At 51.3% G+C, this 21,457-nt stretch carries 14 protein-coding genes and 1 pseudogene; 4 read left to right on the top strand and 11 right to left on the bottom strand.

The window, feature by feature from the left end; genetic code table 11:
- Positions 1–25: 25 nt before the first annotated feature.
- Positions 26–1,087, top strand: a complete 1,062-nt coding sequence (gene hemH / locus ACFSUS_RS23465; protein ID WP_381526432.1) for a ferrochelatase — start codon at positions 26–28, stop codon at positions 1,085–1,087.
- Between the two features lie 147 nt (positions 1,088–1,234).
- On the opposite strand, the gene ACFSUS_RS23460 is transcribed toward hemH, so the two are convergent.
- Together ACFSUS_RS23460 and ACFSUS_RS23455 are read right to left on the bottom strand one after the other, a co-directional pair.
- Positions 1,235–2,230, bottom strand: coding sequence for a c-type cytochrome (locus ACFSUS_RS23460; RefSeq protein ID WP_381526430.1), 996 nt, complete (start codon positions 2,228–2,230; stop codon positions 1,235–1,237).
- 222 nt (positions 2,231–2,452) lie between these two features.
- Positions 2,453–3,529, bottom strand: a complete 1,077-nt coding sequence (locus ACFSUS_RS23455) for a hypothetical protein (RefSeq protein ID WP_381526428.1) — start codon at positions 3,527–3,529, stop codon at positions 2,453–2,455.
- Between the two features lie 205 nt (positions 3,530–3,734).
- Here ACFSUS_RS23455 and ACFSUS_RS23450 point away from each other — a divergent pair, with 205 nt between their 5' ends.
- Complete coding sequence (locus ACFSUS_RS23450) at positions 3,735–4,655, top strand: OmpA family protein (RefSeq protein WP_381526426.1); 921 nt, start codon at positions 3,735–3,737, stop codon at positions 4,653–4,655.
- Between the two features lie 96 nt (positions 4,656–4,751).
- Complete coding sequence (locus tag ACFSUS_RS23445) at positions 4,752–5,303, top strand: hypothetical protein (RefSeq protein WP_381526424.1); 552 nt, start codon at positions 4,752–4,754, stop codon at positions 5,301–5,303.
- 124 nt (positions 5,304–5,427) lie between these two features.
- On the opposite strand, the gene ACFSUS_RS23440 is transcribed toward ACFSUS_RS23445, so the two are convergent.
- Genes ACFSUS_RS23440 through nadE form a run of 4 tightly spaced genes read right to left on the bottom strand, consistent with a single transcriptional unit; the run spans position 5,428 to position 9,075 of the window.
- The gene (locus ACFSUS_RS23440; protein WP_381526422.1) at positions 5,428–6,282 is read right to left on the bottom strand and encodes a DMT family transporter; all 855 of its coding nucleotides are present in this window, start codon (positions 6,280–6,282) and stop codon (positions 5,428–5,430) included.
- On the bottom strand, positions 6,279–6,722 hold the full coding sequence (locus tag ACFSUS_RS23435; protein WP_381526420.1) for a PIN domain-containing protein: 444 nt from the start codon (positions 6,720–6,722) through the stop codon (positions 6,279–6,281). Before ACFSUS_RS23435 ends, ACFSUS_RS23440 begins: the two co-directional genes overlap by 4 nt.
- Positions 6,719–6,949, bottom strand: coding sequence for a hypothetical protein (locus tag ACFSUS_RS23430; RefSeq protein ID WP_381526418.1), 231 nt, complete (start codon positions 6,947–6,949; stop codon positions 6,719–6,721). Before ACFSUS_RS23430 ends, ACFSUS_RS23435 begins: the two co-directional genes overlap by 4 nt.
- A gap of 26 nt (positions 6,950–6,975) precedes the next feature.
- Complete coding sequence (gene nadE / locus ACFSUS_RS23425; RefSeq protein ID WP_381526417.1) at positions 6,976–9,075, bottom strand: NAD(+) synthase; 2,100 nt, start codon at positions 9,073–9,075, stop codon at positions 6,976–6,978.
- Positions 9,076–9,462: 387 nt separating this feature from the next.
- On the opposite strand from nadE, the pseudogene ACFSUS_RS23420 reads away from it, so the two are divergent.
- Positions 9,463–9,570, top strand: a pseudogene (locus ACFSUS_RS23420) (hypothetical protein); the annotation flags it as partial.
- Positions 9,571–10,310: 740 nt separating this feature from the next.
- Here the strand turns inward: ACFSUS_RS23420 and ACFSUS_RS23415 are convergent.
- From ACFSUS_RS23415 to ACFSUS_RS23395, 5 genes are all read right to left on the bottom strand, one after another.
- Positions 10,311–11,567 (bottom strand): hypothetical protein, encoded by a 1,257-nt coding sequence (locus tag ACFSUS_RS23415; RefSeq protein WP_381526415.1) that lies wholly within the window; start codon positions 11,565–11,567, stop codon positions 10,311–10,313.
- Positions 11,568–11,785: 218 nt separating this feature from the next.
- Positions 11,786–13,072 carry a DUF5690 family protein gene (locus ACFSUS_RS23410; protein WP_381526413.1) on the bottom strand — a complete coding sequence of 429 codons (1,287 nt, stop codon included), beginning with the start codon at positions 13,070–13,072 and terminating at the stop codon, positions 11,786–11,788.
- Positions 13,073–13,418: 346 nt separating this feature from the next.
- Positions 13,419–16,220, bottom strand: a complete 2,802-nt coding sequence (locus ACFSUS_RS23405; protein WP_381526411.1) for a bifunctional YncE family protein/alkaline phosphatase family protein — start codon at positions 16,218–16,220, stop codon at positions 13,419–13,421.
- 109 nt (positions 16,221–16,329) lie between these two features.
- Complete coding sequence (locus ACFSUS_RS23400) at positions 16,330–18,576, bottom strand: TonB-dependent receptor (RefSeq protein WP_381526410.1); 2,247 nt, start codon at positions 18,574–18,576, stop codon at positions 16,330–16,332.
- 86 nt (positions 18,577–18,662) lie between these two features.
- Positions 18,663–21,452, bottom strand: coding sequence for a phosphoesterase (locus ACFSUS_RS23395; RefSeq protein WP_381526408.1), 2,790 nt, complete (start codon positions 21,450–21,452; stop codon positions 18,663–18,665).
- Between the last annotated feature and the right edge of the window lie 5 nt (positions 21,453–21,457).

The following is a 21,457-nucleotide window of genomic DNA, read 5'->3' as shown; positions in this document are numbered from 1 at the left end:
TTTCAAAAATCACTGTTTTCCCATCATGGAAGCACCTGTTTTACAGCCGCCCATCGCCGGGTCGAAGCCCCTCGGCAAAACGGGCGTTTTGATTGTTAATCTCGGAACACCCGACAGCCCGGCCGTCCCGGATGTGCGCAAATATTTACGTGAATTTTTGATGGATGGCCGGGTGATTGATATTCCGCTTATCCCGCGTTTTTTGCTCGTTAACGGAATCATTGCGCCGTTTCGAGCCCCTAAATCAGCTAAAGTGTATAAGCAGCTCTGGGCCGAAACGGGCTCACCGTTGAAATACTACGGCGAGGTTGTCGAACGCGACTTACAACGGGCTCTGGGTGATGATTACGTTGTTAAACTGGCCATGCGTTACCAAAGCCCAAGCATTCAGGCTGGGCTAGCAGAGTTTCAGCGGCTTGGCCTGACCGACATTGTTGTCATTCCTTTCTTTCCGCAGTATGCGTCGGCCTCAACGGGTTCGGTGTACGAAAAGGTAATGGACATCGTCAAAGAGTGGCAGGTGATCCCGCAGATACGCTTTGTTAACCGCTTTCTCGACCATCCAAAGTTCATTGAAGGCTTCGCCCAGCTGGGCCGAAAGTATATGGCTCAACACGACTACGACCATTTCCTGTTCAGCTACCACGGTTTGCCAGAAAGCCAGATCCGGAAAGGCGACGTAACGAAAAGTGTGTGCCGGTTTGGTGAGTGCTGCGGAACACTAAACGCTATGAATCAGCATTGCTACCGGGCGCAGTGTTTCGAAACAACGCGTCGGTTAGTGCGGGCTCTGGGCATTCCGGAAGGCAAATACACGACCAGCTTCCAGTCTCGGTTAGGTAGCGATCCCTGGATTAAACCATACACCGACAATGTCATTCCTGAGCTAGTCGCTAAAGGAGCCAAGAGCGTGCTGGCGTTCTCGCCCGCTTTTGTAGCCGATTGTCTGGAAACGACCATTGAAGTAGGCGAAGAATACAAAGAGCTGTTCGAGAAAGCAGGCGGGCAACACTGGCAGTTGGTCGAGAGCCTCAACGACAGTCCCATCTGGATTGAAACCCTGGTTGACTTGGTCAAAACAGCGTAACGTTTCGTATCTTCATCTTAAGTAAAGAGCTGCAGTCGACTGGTCTGCCTGAGGCAAAAGAGACCAACATACAGCAATGAGTCTAACAAAAAGACCCGTAGCAGATTACTACGGGTCTTTTTGTTAAGGCACTTGGCTTTATTTCAATCAGCGTTCCGCTACCATACTCGCTTTAGGCGTAAACCGCTCCATCTTATTTTCAACCGGCTTCAGCGTGCGTAGGTAATCATAAATCGCGCCCAAGTCCTGATCGCTCATGTGTGCAAACATTGTCCAGGGCATGATAGAGTTCGCCTGCCCCTCGTGCACATCGGGTTGGGTCTCGCCATTAGCATAAGACCTAAACCGGGCGATGAACGTGTCACGGGTCCATGACTCAATACCCGACTTAGCCGCGGTTATATTCGCCGAACGTACGGTTCCCGTTGGCATCGGAAACTCGCGACCTCCGGCAAAATCCATTCCTGGCAAGGGTTGCCCTTGTTTATCAACGGGCGTATGGCATTCGGCACAAGCCGCAAACGTAGTCATATACCGCCCATAAGCGATACGGTCGCTCGGCGCTGGCCGTTTCCCTCCTTCACTTTTCGCGGGCAACGTATTGATGATGAAATTCATTGGAAAATCTGGCTCCGACGCTGGAATTGTGTTCTTAATGGGTTTGAGGCTTCGCAGATAAGCAATGATGTCTTTAATGTCATCGGGGTCCATCTGCGCGTAGTTTTTATAGGGCATCACCGGAAACAACGCCCGTCCGTCCCGACTGACACCTGTTGTGATGGCCTGATAAATCTCGCCATCTGTCCAGTCACCCAGATGAGTAGGGGTAAGATTCGGCGCGTAATAATTACCCGGGAAACCAGCCTCACGAAGGAACCCCTCTCCACCTTTCCCTTCCGTACCGGCTACCATAGGACCGGCCAGTTTTGAGAAGTCGCGAGTTGAATGGCAATCCATGCACGATGCCACATGGTTTGCTAAGTAGCGGCCGTGTTCAACCTGTTCTGCGGTAGGACGTATGGCAATGGTTGGTGGAGGGCCAACGTTAGGTAAGGCAAGCTTCACATAAGCCAGACTGGCAACGACAACAAGAGCCAGTAAACCAACGGCGAAGGCAGCAATTTGTAGTACACGTTTTTTCATAAGAGGAAGAAAAGGTTATGTTTCCCTCTAAAATAGGCTGGCGGTCAATAGGATAAGCGCATAATTTAATAAACGGTATCCTTACAAAACACGAAGTTCATGTCAGGTTAAGATGTGAACTTCATATACTACGTGCATAAACAACTGCCTTCAGTAAAAACAGCCAAAAACAAAAAGGCCAGCTCTTAAGCTGGCCAGGGTGTTGTCATTCGAAGTCCGTACTTAGGCAGCCATCCGCATTGACGGCTCCTCTTGCTGAGGCTCTATCATGGGGGCAATCACCGTGTTCATGCGCTCACGAACAAAGCTCTCTTGCAGATAAGATGGCAACTTGGCCACCAACTGCCGATAGGCGTTCATACCCATCGCTTTAGCAATATACGCTTCGTGAACGGCATTGACGTGAGCCACAATATTCACTAAGCTCTGGTGAAACAGTTTTACATCAATCTCCGAATCAACAAACCGCTCGATTTCCCGATTGGTCGATGAAATGCGTAACCGGCTCAGCATGTCGAAGTAGGTAGTATAACCGATTTGCTTCGCCAACTGCTTGTATTGCTCAACGCTAAACTTCTGCAGAATCTCACCTGTCTTCGGACTACGTAACGCCGTCTTGGGATTATTCTGGATGGCGTTACGTAACGCCTTCACGCGCTGATCGCGGGTTGTTTTCAGGAATTGGGCTAACTCAGCCTGCGCCGAACCAGACCGCGATGGCAACAATAAGTCGGTCTTAGCCGCCACACTAAACCGCTTCGCCATGGGCAAACGCTGAATACGATAGCTATTAATTGGACCAAGCGCATAATAGCCAATAGAAGCGGGATAATACCCACGCACCACCATGTTGCCGATCCGCTTGCGAATCAACTCCTCATTGCTAACGTTAACTCCCTGCACGGCCAGAAACGCACGTGCACTGAATAACGCGCTATAATATGCCTGCGGGAATGTCCAGTGAAGCGAACTCTGCAAATACTGCTCGTCATTAACAACGGGCGTAATGCGTAACGCATACTCGGCACTCCAGCTATTCAACAGTAACTTCTCCAGTGCCTTTCGACTTTCGTCAGTCACGCGCCCATAGAACTGCTGAAATATGGGAAATTTAGCGACATCGAAAAGATCGTTCTGGTGCTGGATATGGTAATCCATCGCAAAAAAATGGTTCAGAAACACCTGCGCCGGAATAGACTTTCGCCAGTTCTCATCAACCGGCGAATTGCCTGCAGGAGCCGGTACAAACGGTGTCTGAGCGTCCGGGGAATGCATCGTCACGTTGGTTCTCTGTGTCATACTTTACTAACGAAAAAGAGGGTTCCATGGTTCGATTTTTGTGAAATATTTCCACCCCTTAACACCGCTAATAATCAGCTACTTATAAGGTATTTTTATACCTAAAATCAGCACTTGACATGAGCTATTTATAAACCAGTGAAAGGCGCTATTTTTACGCATTTAAACGTACTTTTGGGGCAGTTTTCTACGTTGGCTGTATACGATGAAGTGGATAAAATATTTAGTAGTTTTTAGTTGTCTGGTCTTAGGTAGACCATTAGTTTCAACAAGCTGGGGGCAAGCCCGAACTTCGGCTCCGCCAACTGATGGAACTGCCTCGTTAGAAGGAACTGTGGTTGACGCGGCTACTCGGAAGCCTGTCGTTGGTGCTAAAATCAGTGTTAAAAGTCAGGCTGGAACAATGCGGGCACAGCAGGTTATTACAACCAATGGTGCGTTTCAATTCACCCTTGACCCGAAGCAACCGTATCTAATCTCATTCGAAGCTGAAGGCTACGAACCCCATAGCGAACAGCAAGGTTTTTCATCACCCAAAGCTACTTGGCTTCGCAGACAACCAACCTATCTATACCGCACCGGCACAAAGCCCGCCAGCACAACGCAGACAGCTCAGAACACGGTAGCCTCATCCTCGACTACTCCTGCCAGCCCACCGCCAACGGTATCATCGGCTCAGGTGGCGTCAACAAACCAGTCGGCTGCTGCACCAAGGGTAACCCCGCCCAAGACGCTCGATGCTAAAGTCGTTTATACGCCCCCCCTGGTGGTGGCTCCAACCGGTAAGGTTACCCAGCTACGCGCTATTCAGTTCGTGCAAAGCAAGGCTGAGTTGCTACCCGACGCCCAACCGGCATTGGAACAACTGCTCGAATTCATGAATAAGAATCCAACGGCAGAAATCGAATTAGCGGGCCACACAGACAACCAGGGTGATTTTGACGAAAACGTCCGCCTGTCTAAGCAACGGGTAGACTTAGTGAAAGAGTATCTGGTTAAGAGTGGTGTGGCAGCCAACCGCATTACAACGCGCGGCTACGGCCCAACGCGCCCCATTGCTAGTAACAACTTCGAATCGACTCGGCAACTGAACCGACGCGTTGAAATGACCGTACTGAAGCAGTAACCGAAACGCAACAGGCTTTAACAATACGTTCGTGGTTGAGTTTAGGAAATATGACGTCAGGTCAATTTTGGCGGCCTATACTTAACTCAACGTATTATGACGACGCGACGACCGAACACTGAAGAGCAAGCCCATGATGGCAGTTACGACCAGGCTCAAGGCCTACCAATGAACGACAACGAGGACAGTGATGCTCCGGTAGGCGACGTCATTGATTCGAACACAACTTTTGACGTATACGTCAGTTCAACCGGCTTTGTTACGGAGCTGTCCGACAGGGTAGATGCCATGGATGGCGCAGCGGTCGAAGTAGTCGACATTGTCAACCAAGCCGACGGCACCAACATTGAGCTAACCATTATCGAAGAGCCAACAGACAAACCGAATGTAAGTAGTGTCGATCGGTTCGTGGAAATCAAAGGTATTGGTCCTAACGTTGCCGACGTATTAATACAAGCTGGTATTGAACGCTTCTCCCAACTGGCCGAAACCCCTGTCGAGCGCATCCGGGAAATTCTTTCTGAGGCTGGTGCTCATTATCGCATCTACGACGCCACATCCTGGCCCGAACAGGCCAAACTTTTGGCTGAGAATAAGCAGCATGAACTTAATGCTCAACTGAAGACGCAACGTATCGGGCAAGCGTAATTGCAGTATAAACTTCGATCCGGGTAGCTGAAGCCAATGGAGTAGCTACTATTTTTTCCTGTAGTATTAGTCTGGAGGGCTACCCGGACGAGGCCGCTGGTCCCACACCGGCGGCCCGGCCAGGCTACTTTCTCCCCAGATATAACCCGCCGATCACTAAGCCCGTCCCAACGATGGTGTAAACCGTAATGGGTTCCCCCATAAGCAGGTAAGAATACAGAAAGCCAAAAATTGGGCAGAGAAACAGCCACAGGGAAGCCCGAACGGCGTCTTGCCGAACCAGGTAGAACCAGAGTTGCAGGGCCGCAACGGAAACGGGTAGAATCAGCCAGAGCACCGATAGCCAGAACCGTTCATCGTAGTGGGATGTCTTGAAATCGGCAAAGAACAGGGTAAATGGCAGGAGCAATATACCACCGATCAGCACCTGCCAGCCATTGATAACCAGATCAGGCAGCCGCCACTTAATGCGGGCGTAATAGACCGTTGCGGCCGAAACGGAAATCATGCCGCCGAGTAGAATCAGCAGTCCTTCAAGGGTAGCGTAACTATTTCCGAGAAGCGGATACGTAGCGATACCCACCCCAATAAGTCCTAAAAACAACCCTACTATCTCACTTATCCGTGGCATTCGACGCAGCCAGATTGCGGACAAAAGAGTAATAAACAACGGATTTGTCGCCGTCGATAAGCTACCAATCCCGGCAGATACCTGCTTAAGTGCCAGTACGAAGGTTCCGAGGTAAATGGTTGTATTCAGCAGCGCGAAAATGGTCAGCTGACGCCACTCAACACCAACTGGCCAAGCGTTCTTTGTCCGCTGAATACCATACGCAAACAGTAGCATGCCAAGCCCGGCAATGAAAAAGCGAACGTTAGCCAGAATAAGCGGATGCACCGATTGCACACCAAATTTAGTCGCAACAGAAGCTGAGGCCCAGAGGGCAGCAAAGAGAAGACCGGGGAGAAGTTGCTTCATTGTCCTCCCTGAGCGGTTATCTCTTCAGCAATAAAGTCATTAAAGAGCCTAATTCGCATGTAGCCTTTTGCTCTAAGTCCATCATACAGTGGTTTGTCCCGGGTAAGTAAAGTTGTCCCTAACTCTTCGTTAAGCGCAACATAGGCTACATCCTTAGGGTCAATATCCGCCACAAGCAATTCCGCACGGGTGTACGAATCTGGGGTAATGACATAATCAGGAACGACAACGATTCTTGAAAATAAAAAGAGAGTAAACTCTTTCAGATCCGTTCCCTTTACGGCTGATTTCTTAAGAAAAACTTTACGGTAATTATTCAATTCGGCTAATACAAAGTCAGGCGTATAATACTTGTCCTGATCAAACATAGCCCTGTAAATAGCCTTCTGACTCATGACGCCACTGAATAACACGTTAGCATCCAGTACATATTGATTCATGAGACCGACCTACGCTTCTGTAGGTATTCATCAAAAGCTTGCTGCCTTGCCTGCTCAAACTCATCTTCCCAGTTTATGTTCTCGGCCTGATGCATAGCCTCCTGGATACGTCCTTCAAGGAGTTTAAAGCGTTGATACGCTAACTCCTCTTCCAGTAACTGCCTGACCGCCCCTAAACCGAGTTCGTGAATAAGGTCGTCTTGTATATCTAGTTGAATCGTTGTCATAACTCCTTCAAGTTAGGCTGTTTTTATTAAAACCCAATCTTCCCTTTCCGGCTATCGCGCTTCTGACCAGCAGCCCACTCACGCATTTCAGCGAGTTCTTTCTCGAAACCACCCGACAAAATCGGGAAGCGGCACCAGGTGCGTGGGTCGAGGTTGTGGTCGTCGAGCATGAATGAAGGGGCATACCGTTCCCGCTTCCACTGGTTACGGCTCCAGAGTTTGAAGAAGCGCTCTACCCAGATCAATAATTTTTCCCGGTCGTGTCCCGGAACGCCGGCCCGGCCCGCGTAACGCACCTCTATAAGTTTAAGTACCTCAACTGGTGCCTGCTTGTCGCGAATGGCGGCTTCTTCAATTGAGTTCAGCACATCGTATGGCATCAGATCGTCTTCGTCGGTTTGCTTCTTGTCCAGTGGACGAAGCTCGGCGGTGGGTTGCAGATTATTGACCGCATGGAGCCCTTTGATTCGAATGAAATCGTCAGGCGATGTTGAGTTGACGGCCTCGCCCGTTCGGTCGGTGGGCGCTGGCGCATTTTTGACATTGAGTCCTACGTTCTCTAACCACCGCAACCAGCCGCGCAGAAAGTGCTTATCAATGCCCGTAATCGGTGAAATGCTACCCGCCGTATCGCCATCCATGGTCGCGTAACCGACAGCCGCTTCTGACCGGTTTGACGTGCTTAGCAGTAACGCATTGTTGATGTTAGCAATCATCCAGATGCTTGGTGCCCGTACCCGCGCCTGGATGTTCTGCAACGCCAGATCGTCGGTATCCCAGGATAGTTTACGACCCAGTTGCCCTTCAATTAATCCGCGGTACGTATCGACCAGGCCGTTGATATTGATGTTCAAGAACGTAGCTCCAATATCGTCGGCCAACTCTTTAGCTGAATTGAACGTATCGTCAGATGAGTTTTCGGTACCTTGGTACATTACCGTCAGCAACTTACCAACCATCTCTTCCGGTGCTTTAGAATCCTGAATCGCTTTGATGTAGCTTAGTTTCTTCTTGACGCCATCAATACCGATGTTTTCAACGGCCATGCGAATCATTAGAAAGACCGTTGCCGCAATAGCCGATGAGTCAGCCCCCCCGCTCAATGACAGCACGTAGCCCTGCGAGCGACTCTTTCGTAGATAATCAAATAAACCCAACGCCACCGCCCGCGCAAATTCCTCTTCTTTTAAGTAACCACCCCGCTCCCACGCTTCAAGTTCCGCTTTCTGAATAACCGGGGTTACCTCAGGCCACTCGAACCGTTCGGACACGCGCAGGTTTGGAAAGCTCAGGGCCAGATTACCTCGGTTTTGCACTTGGTTCAGGCGAGTATTATCAATGTCGATCACGGCGGGAACAATCACGAAATCTTCGTAGCTGAGTCGGTTTCCCGACACAAGCAGTTCGCCATTCATAGCGATCATGGCGTCGCCATCAAAGATCGTCCGACCGGCTTCGTTGCCCAGCATATTGGTGTAGATATACGAGACGCCAAACGCCCGCGACGCATCGACGACCAGCCGTTCGCGCACCTGCGATTTAAAGAACGCAAAATGGCTCGCACTCGGGTTCATGATAATGTCGACACCCCGCTCGTACAAGGCCCGACCCGGCCGGTTGGCAATCCAGGCGTCCTCACAAATTTCAAAGGCAACCCGTATTCCCGACAAGTCAAAAACCAGATCACCAAATGGGTAAGTAAACTCACCAATGTGTACATCATCGCGAAGCCCCTGTACCCACGGTTGGAACCACCGGAGTTCATAGTAAATGCTGTTATTGGGTAAGTACTGCTTCCCCACAAAACCAAGGATTCGCTTATTGGCGATTAGACAGGCCGTGTTGATTGTCCGGTTATTGTGCCGCATCGGCAGCCCTACCGATACGGCAATGTCACTCGTGTACGGGACAATATCCAGTAACGATGCAATAGACTGATCGATGGTGTTCTGGGCATAGAACGCATCTTCGCAGCCGTAGCCTGATATGCAAAGTTCGGGCAGGCACAGCAAGCTAATTTGCTGATCTTTGGCGGCTTCAATGGCGTTGATGATGTTTTGCTTATTGCTTTCCCACGCGAGCGGGGTTTGATTCAGGACACCGGCGGCTACTTTGAGTAATTTCATGTATAATGAGCGAAAGAGCGAGAGAGTGAAAGAGCGGTCTACATTAGCCTATGGCATTGCATAACTTCTCATTCAGTCTGACCTCAGGTTGTTTCTAGGAGATAACAAAGATGAGGGAGAAATGGGTTTGTTTGATAGTGATCGGGGCATAAAACCAGCCAGGTAGACGCCAGGCTACTGTAATTACAGGTTTACGTCGTGTCGGTAAAACGACGCGGTGCGTTACTTACTTAGTAAAGTGACCCATACTAATACATTGTGTATTTGGAGAAAGCGGAGAACCGCTTGTTGTTCAACCAGTCGCTATATGATGATATTGAAATCGGCCTTTGAACGCTGGGTCTAAATTTAGGTCAACCCGGGGTACTAGCACTAGATAAAGTACAATTGGTTCCTGCCATTCCTAGTGTAATCAAATATTTATACGATACATACGGAATAAAATTTATTCTGACGGGTTCATGTTCGTATTATCTCAAAAACCACTTCACCGAAAGTCTAGCCGGGCGTAAACGAATTTTCGAATTATATCCGCTTGACTTTAATGAGTATCTGGCTTTTCGAGGCTATAAACCAACGCCGAAGTGGTCAGGAGATTGCTTTTATCCTGGACCAGAAAATAGCCATAGAAGTAAAGAAAACACCTACGCCTTGAACGCATTAAAAGACAGAACCGTATCCATTGGCTTGCCGCAGCACTGGTTAGTCGGGCGTAAAGCTCCAGCGAGTACCTTCAGCGATTGGTACTAGGGTGGCAATTTAGTAGTGACGTGAGCTACTTGCAGACATCATGCATAGTTTAGTTGCATGTAAGTTTGGATCTGTTTGCACCGAGCGGTTCGGCTCCACGAAGCCCTCAAATGTTTATTCACTATTTCCGAAGCAATCGGCAAATCGATCAGCATTTAGGTCGTAGATGTGATTTAAAGCACTAACAATCGTCTAAAATACGTAAATCAACCTACACTAAATAAGACACTAATGTCATCGCGATTATTACTCACGAAGATGGAGCAGACATAGAGCTGCTGTCGGCGCTATTGGCCCGTATGAACGTTCCCGCTACAGTCATTTCTGAAGAGAATAAGGAAGAGTGGTAATCGTTCAAGTTGGGCGTTGGCGTCTCGTTCATCAGCTTTGTCAGGATTCATACGCTAAAGATAATAACGTGTGCCGTTGAGTTCACTGAGCCAATCAATAAAGCCAACGGCATATATACCAGTCGGCAGCGGATGTCAAGGGGGGCAGCTTCCTTCTTTCCAGGTTTTACGATCGTTGAATAAGGTGATCTGAACCGGCTGGTACGACAACGACAGAACGGATAATTCAACACCGGCTTCGGCTTTTATGCTAATGTCACCTTCCTGGCAAGCGGCCGTAAGTCCTCCGCCATAGGGTGGCTCAAAGACACTATACACGGCCGTATTAACCACCAGCGATGGCACCACTATACCCCCCAGAATTCTGAGCGATATCTTTGGAAATTCCAACCCAACGCCGAAACCAACAGCCTCGAAACCAGCACTGCCCGTTTTGCCGGTTAATAGATACAACGGATTACGTAATGCCGAACGCGATTCCGGTGCGCCATCTCGAACGGCAAATCCTAAATCGCTGTCGTAAGTAAGTTTGAAACTCCCTTCGCTGCTCGATTCACCAAACAGCTGTGGGATCACTTTGGCCACTAACCCGATGTTCAGCGACATAGGGATCGGCCCCACACGAATCGGGAACGACAGTTCCGCCGGAACCGATATGGTTGCCTGAACATTGCTAGCGTTCTGAACAGCCGCAAACTTTACTTCTATTTGACCTTTCAAGTTGCGGTTCTCGTGCACAAAGGACGTCAATTCGCCATTTTGAATCCGAATGTCAGTATGTTGTTGAAAGTTACTTAGCCACCCTTCAGCCCGCACAACGGCAGCATCCTGCCCGCCGACTTTCTTGACCAGCTTGAGATTAATCCTTAGCGTATCAGGCGTGGGCGTTAGTTTCATCTCTGTGTTCCAGCCAGCAATGGTTCCGCTGTATGTCAGTTCCCGGCTCCATTCCTGTACGCCAGCCGTTGCTCCAACACGTCCTCCAGCCTGTGCGCTTGTCCAACGAAAGTCCGTATCATAAGCAATGATGCCATTCTGAATCGCTTCGGTTAAAGCGGCCGGCTGGGTCTGCACCGTAACATCGCTACCTGACCGTTGCACGCTTGTCACCTTGCGGAGTGAATTACCCGAAAGAAGAACGATCTGACCAACCTCTAATTTGGTAACGGCTTCGGGCGGATTGCGAAACGTGTAAACACCAGTCGTTATGTCTGCCTTGGTCAGGGTTTTGACACCAGCGTCGTCGATGACGACCGTGTTGGCAGAATATTCAACCTGGTAAGTAGCCTGAACAGGCTGCTCGACATCGGGAGTAATGTCGTCGGTTTGTTTTTGGCTGCATTGCTGAAGTAACAAAGCCAACGTAATCAGGCCAGTAAGATATAGCTTCATAGACTGTAGCGTTAAATAAGTAGGTGTTCTCCTCGCTTTCTGTGGTGAGAAAGAACGACTTAGCACGTCGCACAAAACTATTGAAGCCTTATAGTCAGGTATTGTATAAAATCGTCAGCGCACAACCGTTCGCTCAAAGACGATTTTAGTACGTCTCGGAAGAAAGCCTTGCATAGCGCATCAGAGGTAACAGGAATTAGTAAGAAAGCGAGCAGAAGTTACTCAACAACCAGATGGCGGGTCGGCGTATCCTCTCCCCGAAATCGCCTTCTGAAATAGGCGAATGAAGCCACAACCAGCACACTGTATACCACTGCCAATATATACGCGCCGTTCATGAAGAACAGGCGATAGCTGATTTCACCCTGCCCGAAATTTTTGTAGAGCAACACGCCCACGCTGCCCAGATAGCCGTACCAGTCGGCCAGCGTGACGATAAAGCCGACGGTGCTCACGTATCGGAAGGCGGCAACCAATCGCTCGAAATACAGACCATTGCAGGGAACGTAGCCCATGTATAAGCCTAAGCCGGTCAGCAAAAACCAATTGCCCGGCGAGAGCACGCCAACCGAATAAGCCCAGGTGCTTACTCCAACTAATATACCACCCGCCAGCATGATGCCGTTGAGCAAGGCAAATGCGCGGAAGTTGTCGGTGACGCGCTGAAGCAGGGCCATTACAATCAGAATGCCGACGGCCACTAATGTCTCTGTTCGTGCGAAAACGCCCGCATTTTCTACTCCGGCGTCTTTCATAATCTCAGGACCGAAGTTGTCGCGGAAGTCGCGGAATGCGGTTAATAGCACGTATGACAAAATTAACAATACCAATCCCGGCTTAAAATTGCTAACAAAAGCCTGCCGTTCGGAGGTGTTCATTGGCTTACGCTCTGTCCGCAGCGCTCGGTCTTCGGCGGTGGGCGGAGGCAGTAGGGTCAACGCATACACCGAAATGAGCATAGGAACCACAAACAATGAACCCGTTACGAAGGGCAGCCAGAACTCCGACACGCCCCAGTCACTTTTGATCGTCAGCGCCACCGTTTTGACAAAACCCGACGCGAAGATAAACGAAGCCGTCAGTCCCGACACCATCGCATCGGTTTGACGACGGCCTTCCAGAAAACCCAGCATGACGCCGTAGACCATGCCCAGTGGTAGTCCGTTCAGAAACAGAAACCCAATGTTCCAGGGCGCGGGGACGAGCGCAAAAGCCAGTAACGCCAGTAACGCCACGCCAACAAACCCCAGCAGGCTAGCCGCCCGACGTCCCGGCGTCATTTCCGAAACAACCTTTATCCCAATACCTTTGGAAGCGGCATAGCCCATCACCTGCGCGGTAACCAGCCAAATCTTATAGTTGATACCAGCAAAGGCCATACCCTCGAAGGTAACAGCAGTAATGCCCTTGCGGAAGGCGTACATGCAGGCGTAGGTGCAGAAGGCAGCCGTAGCGCCGAAAAGCATCAATGATGTAGGGTGTCGGAGGAAAGCGGGTGATTTCACGGGTTATAGTTCGCCAATAGCGGTCAAAACTTCTTTAACGATCTTCGGATACGGACTCCTCCCGGCATGATACGGCAGAACTACGCCCGCTTCCTCTTTCTGATAAATACGATGCCCCCTTTTTGTCCGTATCCACAGGGAGCCATACTGGCAAAGAGTCTTTCTGCTTCTTTGGCGTCTAAAATTGGTAGTTCAGGCAACAGCTATTCCGAGCGATCAAGTGATAACGCTGACAGCCTTCTAACGCGGACAAAAAACGTAATACCCGTTTTCGTCTTTTTGTGAATTACGTTAACGTTGTACGTCATAAATCTACATTTTACGGCAAGATAAAACAAAACAGGCTTTATCGACTGCGCTTCGTTTTACGTTTCTTGCCGGCTTTTTCGCGGGCTTCGGCGTCATCTTCGGCCCGGCGCTTCTGCATGGTTTCGGTCCGGTCCAGCTCTTCGGATTCGGAGAAGGCTTTCCAATCGAACTTTTCGTCGAAAGGATCGAGTGCTTTCTGCGGATCGAACAGGCGTACATCGGCGGGTAGGGCGCGATAAGGCGTAAAATCAGGCTGATCGGTAAATAGGTCCGACATATCGGTTGCTCCAGCATCGTATTGGTTCAGGCACGGAATGCCCAGGATATTCCAGAACGTTTTGAACACGCTCCCGAAGCTGTAGTGAACATGGCCCACGTAGTTTCGCTTGACGTAAGGCGAAATAGCCAGCATCAGACTCCGGTGCGCATCCACGTGATCGACTCCGCCCTGCGGATCATCCTCGACCACAAAAATGGCCATATTCTTCCAGTAAGGCGTTTGAGAGAGAAACTCAACTGTGCGGCCCAGCGCCAGGTCATTATCAGCCATGTAGCTTTCCGTGAACGGAAAACCCGCTTTCGGACGAGGATTGGTGCCATGATCATTGGGTATCATCAGCGTGATGACAGGCGGCAGGGTATCTTTTCCCACCGACCCGTCGGACCGCAGCCACTTTTCCTTAAACTCCTTCATGAACACATCGGCCCGAAACTGGTCGGGTACAGCCATGTTGTAGGTGGGAAAGGTGCGCGACGAGCGGTCGAACAAGGGAGCGGGCAGTGGGTAATTGATGGTGTATTTTTCGCCGATGTACTTCATCGTGCTGTCGCTGTAAGCACCGGCCATTTCAACGCCAAAGCCAAAATTGAAGAAGTCTTTCTTCCAGCGTTCGAGATGGTCCCACATAGATCCACCTTCGTTGTAATCTTCGGGGTAGATTGATCCTGCCGAGCCGTAAAAACTCAGGTTGCCGGGGGCGTTGGAGGAATCGCGCATAGAACGTTTGCCGCCATAAGCCGCTGCGGTTCCCGTTTCGACCCACTCGTTCGGGTAGGTATTCACCAGCCAACGGTGCCCATCAGCCGATACATCAGAGTCGCAGTAGAAGTTGTCAGACATGGCAAAACGGCGAGCCAGCGCCAGATGATTGGGCATAACACTGGCTTTCTCAACCGTCTGATTCCCCCGCTTACTCTTCACTGTTACACCCACACCGTAGCGGGCTAGTGTCGAGTCGTTTTCGCCATTAGGCATTTGTCCGAACACTTCGTCATACGTCCGGTTTTCTTTAGCGATAAAGACAATGTGTTTAATAGGCGAAGCAGCGTTTCGGCTAAGAAAAGCTGGAATTGGATTGCTGGTTGGCTTCACGTCGGCAACCGGTCGAATCGTAAAGTTATTTTGCACCACCTGCTCCGTTTCGGCTTTCAGGTTTACATCGCCGGGAATGTCGATCACGGAGACGGTCCCGTTCATTAGGTTACCAATGTAGCTACCCTGAGCGCCCAGTTTGAACGTGCGCCCGCCGTTTGGGCCGCTGCCGTAGCCTTTGGCGTTAGCCACAATCAGCTTTGTATTATCGATGCTTACCTTCAATTTGGACGGAAACCAGCCCGTCGGGATGTGGCCCACCACGGCCAGCGTCGGTACGTCGATAACACCCACGGCGTTGATACCAGCTTCGGCTACGTAAAGCCGTTTGCTGTCGGGCGAGAGGGCCAATCCAAAAGGAATAACCCCGCGCAATTTTCCAAGCCGGGCATCGGGTGTGAGGGCAATATTTTTGACAACAGCGTTCGTTTTCACGTCGATCACCGATACGCAATCGTTGTTGCCATTGCTGACAAAGACATACTGATCCGTTGCTACTACCGAATTCGGGCTCGATCCACCCACGGCGGGAAAATCTTCGACCATTTGCCCAACCAGAAAACCTGTTTTAATCTTAGCCGTTACGCCTGGCGTTCCGGCAAGGCTAAAACTCCAGACCGAAAACGCTTCGGGTGCGTTGGGGTCGCCAAGGGCTGGAACACCTTTGGCGGCATCGCCTTCGCGCATTTCTTTCGAGCCGTATTTAGAAGCTGGGTAGTCATGAGCAGTCGTCTTGAGGTTTTTCCGGTCTAAATTCGTGAAAGTCTTATACTCAAAAACACCTACGTTCGCTACGTAAGCTACCTTTTCATCCGGCGACAGGGTGATGCCGAATGGGTAGCGACCGGTTGGTACGTTGTGCAGAATCTTTTTCGTGGCTACATCAATCACCAGCATTCGGAAGCCAATCTGATCGACAGCATACAACGTTTTACCATCGCGAGTCATTACCATATCGCCGATGTAGCCGTGCGAGAAATCGCTGGTAGCGGTTTTAACGCTGCAATTGATCGTTCCGGCAGGCTTACCCGTTGCCAGATCGAAGGCGAATATTTTATTGGTTTCGCCACCGGCCACGTACACGTTTTTGCCATCTGGGGTAATGGCCAGGCCCATGAAGCAGGCTTCCAGAATGCCGTTGTCGGTTTTGACTCCTTCGGGAATTTGCTGCACCGAGGGATTCGGGCCGACTACATTACGCAGAATGGATATCGAGAACGGATTAATACCTGAATTGGCCGTAACAACCGACTTACCATCGGGGCTAAGCACCAATCCGTACGGGTGCGGGGCGGTTTGAATCTGTCGGCCACGGGGGGTAATAAACCGACCATTGGGCAACACGGTCCGGCCCGCTTTGTCGATTTTCGTGTACTCGCTACCTGCCGGTGCCGTAATGACGTAGCGTTGAGTCGGCTGGGCGAAGATGCTGAGCGGCAGGAAGAGGAAAAGAAACGTTAGGCGCATGGTACGTTCAAAAGGTTGTTACACGGAGATTCACGGAGAATAAAAGAGTTACGCAGAGTCTCCGTGAATTTACCTTTGCTCTATGAATATCTGTGTAATAACTAAGCCATTAAAAGTTAACTAACACCGACAGCCACGCGCTTCGCCCCACGCCGTCCACTCCCGAGCCATGCGTTCGGTAAGCTTCGTTAGTCAGGTTTTGTAGTTCCGCGCTGACCGTCACGTTACGCCACCGGTAACCACCGTTCACGTTTATAACCTCCCAGGCAGGCGTTCCACCTTTGGCAATGCGGTTATCTGAGACGTCGCCTGCGGCCAGCCGGGTTTGCGCGCCGGCATAAAGCAATTCGGCCCGCGCCCACCAGCCCGTCGTTGGTTGATACGTTACCCCAAATCGTCCATTAAGGGGCGGAATCCGACGAAAAGGCTCATTAGCCGTGCTGTTTTGCCCATAGGTGTAGGTCATGCTACCGTACACTAACCAGCTACGGACCAGCTCGTATTCGGCTTCCGCTTCCAGGCCACGAATGAACGACTCGGCGCTGTTCTGCTTCAGAAATACCGGGTAACCCTGGATTGAGTCATTCCCTGCCCGCACCCGGCTAATGAAATTGCTTAATTTGTTGTGGTAAGCCAGGACCGTCGCCGAGAACCGCTCTGTCCTCACTTTTACGCCAGCCTCCTTATTCAACGACCGCTCGGGCTGTAAGCTACTGTTGGGCACTTCATAGCGAAAATCAACGATGCCGAGTGTACCCAGATCATCGACGTTGGGAGCCCGGAACGCCGATTGCACCGATGCAACTAACCGCACCGTTGGTACGATGGCGAATGATACTCCCAGATTACCGACCAAAGCCGATGGTCGAATGGTAGCTTCTCCCAGGGTTTGCTCTGGCGTACTGATCTGAAATGCGTTGTAGCGGCCACCGGCCGTCACCGTTAGCCGGTTAAAGGTGAGCGTATGCATGGAAAATACAGCCAGACTACTCATGCTAGCCCGGTCAGGGTACAAGCCACGCTTGATGGCTCCTACTCCCGTCTGTGTATTCACGTCCTCCCGATTACTACCCACCCGGTCGAAGTACCACTCAACCCCGTTCTGCATGCGCCAGAAACGCAGGGGTTCAGCAGTAGCCAGCAGCGTCAGGCCGTTAGTTGTTGTTTCGTCGCGTTCATAGATCGCCGTTAGATTCGCGTTCCGCTGGCTCTGGCGACCCTCGATCTGGCGTTGCCACGAAGCCGTCAGTTGAATTGAATGCAGGTAAGGCCGGTTATAAAACCCTTCCAGACGAGCGTAGGCCAGGTTACGGGTTTGCGGGTTAAACTGGTAGTAGGCGTAGTTTTCTAACCGCACCCGATGATAGACCGGTACGCTATCCTGCCGCAGACTTTGGTACGCCACCGTAGCGACAAACCGATCCGAAAGCCGGAACCGGGCTTTCACATCACCCGAAACCTGGTTATAGCCCGTTGGCGTCAGCTTTCCCAGCCCTTCGCCCGCTACCAGGTCACCGAACTTCCGATACGCCAGTCCACCCAGCACCGCTATGGTCGGCGATCGATAGCCCACTTCGGCCCGTCCGGTATATTCCATGCCCTGCGTAGCCGCTTTTAGAAAAACGTTGCCATTGAATCCGCGCTGGTCTGAGAATTGGGGGGTTTTAGTCAAGACGTTAATGACACCACCGATGGCGTCGCTACCGTAGGCCACTGAGCCAGTACTCCGCACCACTTCAATTTGCCCGACACTCTGCGGATCAATGGTGTTCAGGTATTGATTAGGACCCGAGCGGAACGTCGCGTTGTTGAGCCGGATTCCGTCTACTAACAACAACGTCTGTTGCCCCGTTAACCCCCGAACGAATGGCGAACCTCCCCCATGATTCGTCTTCTGTAAAAAGACGCCCGGTTGACCAAACAACGCTTCGGGCACGGAGCGGGGCGCACGCTGGCGGAGGTCGCGGCCAGTCAGCACGGTCGTTACTTCCGGCCGGACAAATTCAGGCGTTTCGGTACGCTGAACGGTCGTGACAGTTTGTTGATTGAGTTGAATAGCGGCCGGTTCAAGCGCAATGGTTGTATTTACTTCGCTGCCGTTTTTATAATCTACTGGTTTCTCTTCTGTTCGATACCCTACTGAGCTGACACGCAGTCGATAATTCCCATCTGGGACGTTGCTGAACGAAAAATACCCTTGCTGATCGGTCGACGTCCCCTTGACTGTAGGCACCAATTGTACAGTAACACCGGCTATAGGCGTGTTCGTACGGGCGTCGCGTACGAGACCCGTAATCGTTTGAGCAGAGCAAAGGGCGGTTAGACAACAAAATAAAAACGTACAGATCCGGATCATCCTTGAATAGTTGATTGAGTAAGACGGCAAAGTACGGTGCAGACGGGCCTACTACGCAGCAAAGGTTTGTTATGCTTTTATTATGTTCAATTTCCTTCGTTCTGTTGCCGGTAGTGGTCAGCCCGTTGGTCGGCCCGGTCGTCCATCTCCGGTCCCTTCTGAATTTTCCGCCAGTCAAAGTTCTTTTTATAGGGCTTCATGGCCTGCACCGGGTCGAATATCCGAACGTCGGGTAAGACGGCATCGTAAGGACGCAAATCAGGTTTATCCGTAAAGAAGTCCTGCAATAGTGAAGCTGTCTGATCGTACTGGTTGACGTACGGCACCCCAAGAACGTTGTAGATTACCTTCAGGATGGAGCCGAAATTAGCGTGCGTGTGCGAGACGTAACCCCGTTTCACATACGGCCCAGCCATCATCAGAATCGACCGGTGCGCGTCAATGTGATCAACGCCCCCCTGCGGATCATCTTCGGTGATAATGACGAGCATGTCCTTCCAATAGGGCGTCCGCGACAGGAAATTCAGCATTCGACCTACCGCCAGGTCGTTGTCGGCCATGTACGAGTGTAGATACGGGTAACCATCCTCGACCCGCACCCCCGCGCCGTGGTCGTTCGGTAACATGGCCGTGATCAGTTGGGGCAGTCGTTCTTTAGCTGGCTTTTTGCCGTTCGGCAACCATCGGGCCGTGAACTCGCGCTCGAACTGGTCCATCCGGAACTGGTCAGGAACATTGGTATTGTATCCGGCAAAGTTGCGGGACGTATGCCGGAAGGCCGCTGCGGGCATCGGAAACACCACGGGCTGAGCCGCGCCGAATGTGGTATCGAACTGCTCTTCATAGTTTCCGGCATATTCGTTGACTTGCCCGAAGTTATAGAACGATATTTTGCTTCGTTCGAGTGCCTCCCACAAGCCGCCAATCTCGTTATAATCCTCCGGGTCGATGGCTCCCGACGACTTAGGGAATCGCCGACCGGGCGCTTTGGAAAAAGCATCGAACCGTCCCGCCGACGCAGCATTGGCCTCAACCCATTCGTTTGGGATGGTACCCATCATCCAGTGGTGCCCATGGATACTGGCATCCGAATCGCAGTAAAAATTGTCTGAATACGCAAATTGCCGGGCGACGCGGGTGTGGTTAGGCATGATGTCGGCGGCCGTTACGGTCACCGTATCACCGGGCTGATCGGTTGTACGTCCCACAGCGCCCCGCTTGGTAGAAATCCGGCTTTTCACCGTTACCCCTACGCCAAACCGGGCTAATGTTGAATCGCCCTTACCGGTAGAGAGTTGGCCAAACACTTCGTCGTACGTCCGGTTTTCTTTCGTGATATAAACGATGTGTTTAATTGGGGATGTTCGGGTCCTGGGCAGAACGGGCACTGGATTTTTACCATTGTCGGTAACGGTGACAGCCTGGTACGTGTTGGCCAAAACCTGTTTGGTGTAGGTGGCTAACTGAGCGGCATCGGGGACGGGAATCGCCTGAAAAGTTGCCAGTTGAATGTCGCCGATATACGTCCCCTGAGGTGGCTTTACAAAGCCCTTACCGCCATTTGGGCCAGCCCCAAAGCCCCGCGCCGACGTAACATACAATGTTTTTCCCGGACCGTCGCCACGGTCCGGCGAAAGCGCCACCCGCGTGGGGCCCCAGCCGGTGGGAATCAGCCCCCGCACTTTGCGTGTCTGCACATCAACAACCGCCACGGCATTGAAAGCTAATAATGCTACGTAGAGCGTCTTTTGGTCTTTGGTCAAGGTCAGCCCAAACGGCATTAGTCCCCGATAGCGATCCAGCTTTGGATCTATTTTAAGCGGGATAGTACCTACTTCTTTCTTAGATCGGTAGTCTATAATTGAAATATTGTCGTTGGTAGCATTCGAGACATAGGCGTATCGGCTCCCAACGACAATAGAGTTCGGCGACGATCCGCCAACGACTTCCGCTTCTTCGATCATCCGGGCGCCGGTCCGATCCCCAATCTGCACCCCCGTTTTCAGCTTACTAACCACTTTATTCGTTGCTAAATCGACCAGCCAGACACTCATGGCTTCGTCAGCCAGCGGGCTTCCCAGACCCGGAATTTTGCGCCCTTCCACCTCCACGCCTTCCCGCGACTCTTTGGTGTGCGCTCCGTAAGCCGGGAACTTGAGCATCATCGTGTCTTTGTTAGTCGGCGTCACACCCGGCACTTTAGGGTACTCGTACAGACCAACGTTAGCCACAAAGGCCAGCTTCCGATCCGGACTAACGGCCAAACCAAACGGTTGCCGCCCGGTTGGGATAGATGCTTTGATTTGTTTGGTGGCTAGGTCAACGCGTACCAGCCGGAAATTGGCTCGATCGAGGACTAATAATTCTTTACCGTTCAGCAGCAGGTCCGAGGTAAAGCTGTCGGTGTAGCCGTTGCCATCTAGGGAAATGCTGTCTGTCGCCCGTAGCGTTTCGGTATCGAACACAATTACCCGGCCTTTGTCGCCATTACTCAGATAAGCCGTTCGGTTATCGGCTGCAAAGGCGACGCCCAGAAACGTTGCCCCACTGACCGGCGAAGGAATCTTACCCGCATAATCGGGAACGCGGGTGGCCTGTGTTCTACCGTTCAGCGCTAAAACTGTTAATACGCCATCATGCAGCGTAACGGCTTTCGTTCCGTCGGGCGAGAGGGCTAGCCCGAATGGGTCGTTGGTGATGCGGAGGCTTTGGCCCGCTGGCGTTACGTAGCGCCCACTGGGCAATACGGACCGGCCTGCGGTGTCTATCTTGCAGAACTCGGCTCGACCGGGTACCTGAAGGGTAATATAGTTTTTTTGGGAGAAAGCCGAAAGAGTGGTAAGTAGAAAGGCAACTAGGAGCAAAAGAACCTGCATAGCTC

The sequence above is a fragment of the Spirosoma soli genome, assembly GCF_042684525.1.
GTDB classification, from domain to species: domain Bacteria; phylum Bacteroidota; class Bacteroidia; order Cytophagales; family Spirosomataceae; genus Spirosoma; species Spirosoma soli.
Note: the sequence above shows the minus strand (reverse complement) of the source record. Positions and strands in the feature narration are given on the sequence as shown.

What these genes read in the sequence shown, in the direction of transcription:
- hemH (WP_381526432.1), top strand. Translation starts at nt 26, where the DNA reads ATGGAAGCACCTGTTTTACAGCCGCCCATCGCCGGGTCGAAGCCCCTC.
- ACFSUS_RS23460 (WP_381526430.1), bottom strand. Translation starts at nt 2,230, where the DNA reads ATGAAAAAACGTGTACTACAAATTGCTGCCTTCGCCGTTGGTTTACTG.
- ACFSUS_RS23455 (WP_381526428.1), bottom strand. Translation starts at nt 3,529, where the DNA reads ATGACACAGAGAACCAACGTGACGATGCATTCCCCGGACGCTCAGACA.
- ACFSUS_RS23450 (WP_381526426.1), top strand. Translation starts at nt 3,735, where the DNA reads ATGAAGTGGATAAAATATTTAGTAGTTTTTAGTTGTCTGGTCTTAGGT.
- ACFSUS_RS23445 (WP_381526424.1), top strand. Translation starts at nt 4,752, where the DNA reads ATGACGACGCGACGACCGAACACTGAAGAGCAAGCCCATGATGGCAGT.
- ACFSUS_RS23440 (WP_381526422.1), bottom strand. Translation starts at nt 6,282, where the DNA reads ATGAAGCAACTTCTCCCCGGTCTTCTCTTTGCTGCCCTCTGGGCCTCA.
- ACFSUS_RS23435 (WP_381526420.1), bottom strand. Translation starts at nt 6,722, where the DNA reads ATGAATCAATATGTACTGGATGCTAACGTGTTATTCAGTGGCGTCATG.
- ACFSUS_RS23430 (WP_381526418.1), bottom strand. Translation starts at nt 6,949, where the DNA reads ATGACAACGATTCAACTAGATATACAAGACGACCTTATTCACGAACTC.
- nadE (WP_381526417.1), bottom strand. Translation starts at nt 9,075, where the DNA reads ATGAAATTACTCAAAGTAGCCGCCGGTGTCCTGAATCAAACCCCGCTC.
- ACFSUS_RS23415 (WP_381526415.1), bottom strand. Translation starts at nt 11,567, where the DNA reads ATGAAGCTATATCTTACTGGCCTGATTACGTTGGCTTTGTTACTTCAG.
- ACFSUS_RS23405 (WP_381526411.1), bottom strand. Translation starts at nt 16,220, where the DNA reads ATGCGCCTAACGTTTCTTTTCCTCTTCCTGCCGCTCAGCATCTTCGCC.
- ACFSUS_RS23400 (WP_381526410.1), bottom strand. Translation starts at nt 18,576, where the DNA reads ATGATCCGGATCTGTACGTTTTTATTTTGTTGTCTAACCGCCCTTTGC.
- ACFSUS_RS23395 (WP_381526408.1), bottom strand. Translation starts at nt 21,452, where the DNA reads ATGCAGGTTCTTTTGCTCCTAGTTGCCTTTCTACTTACCACTCTTTCG.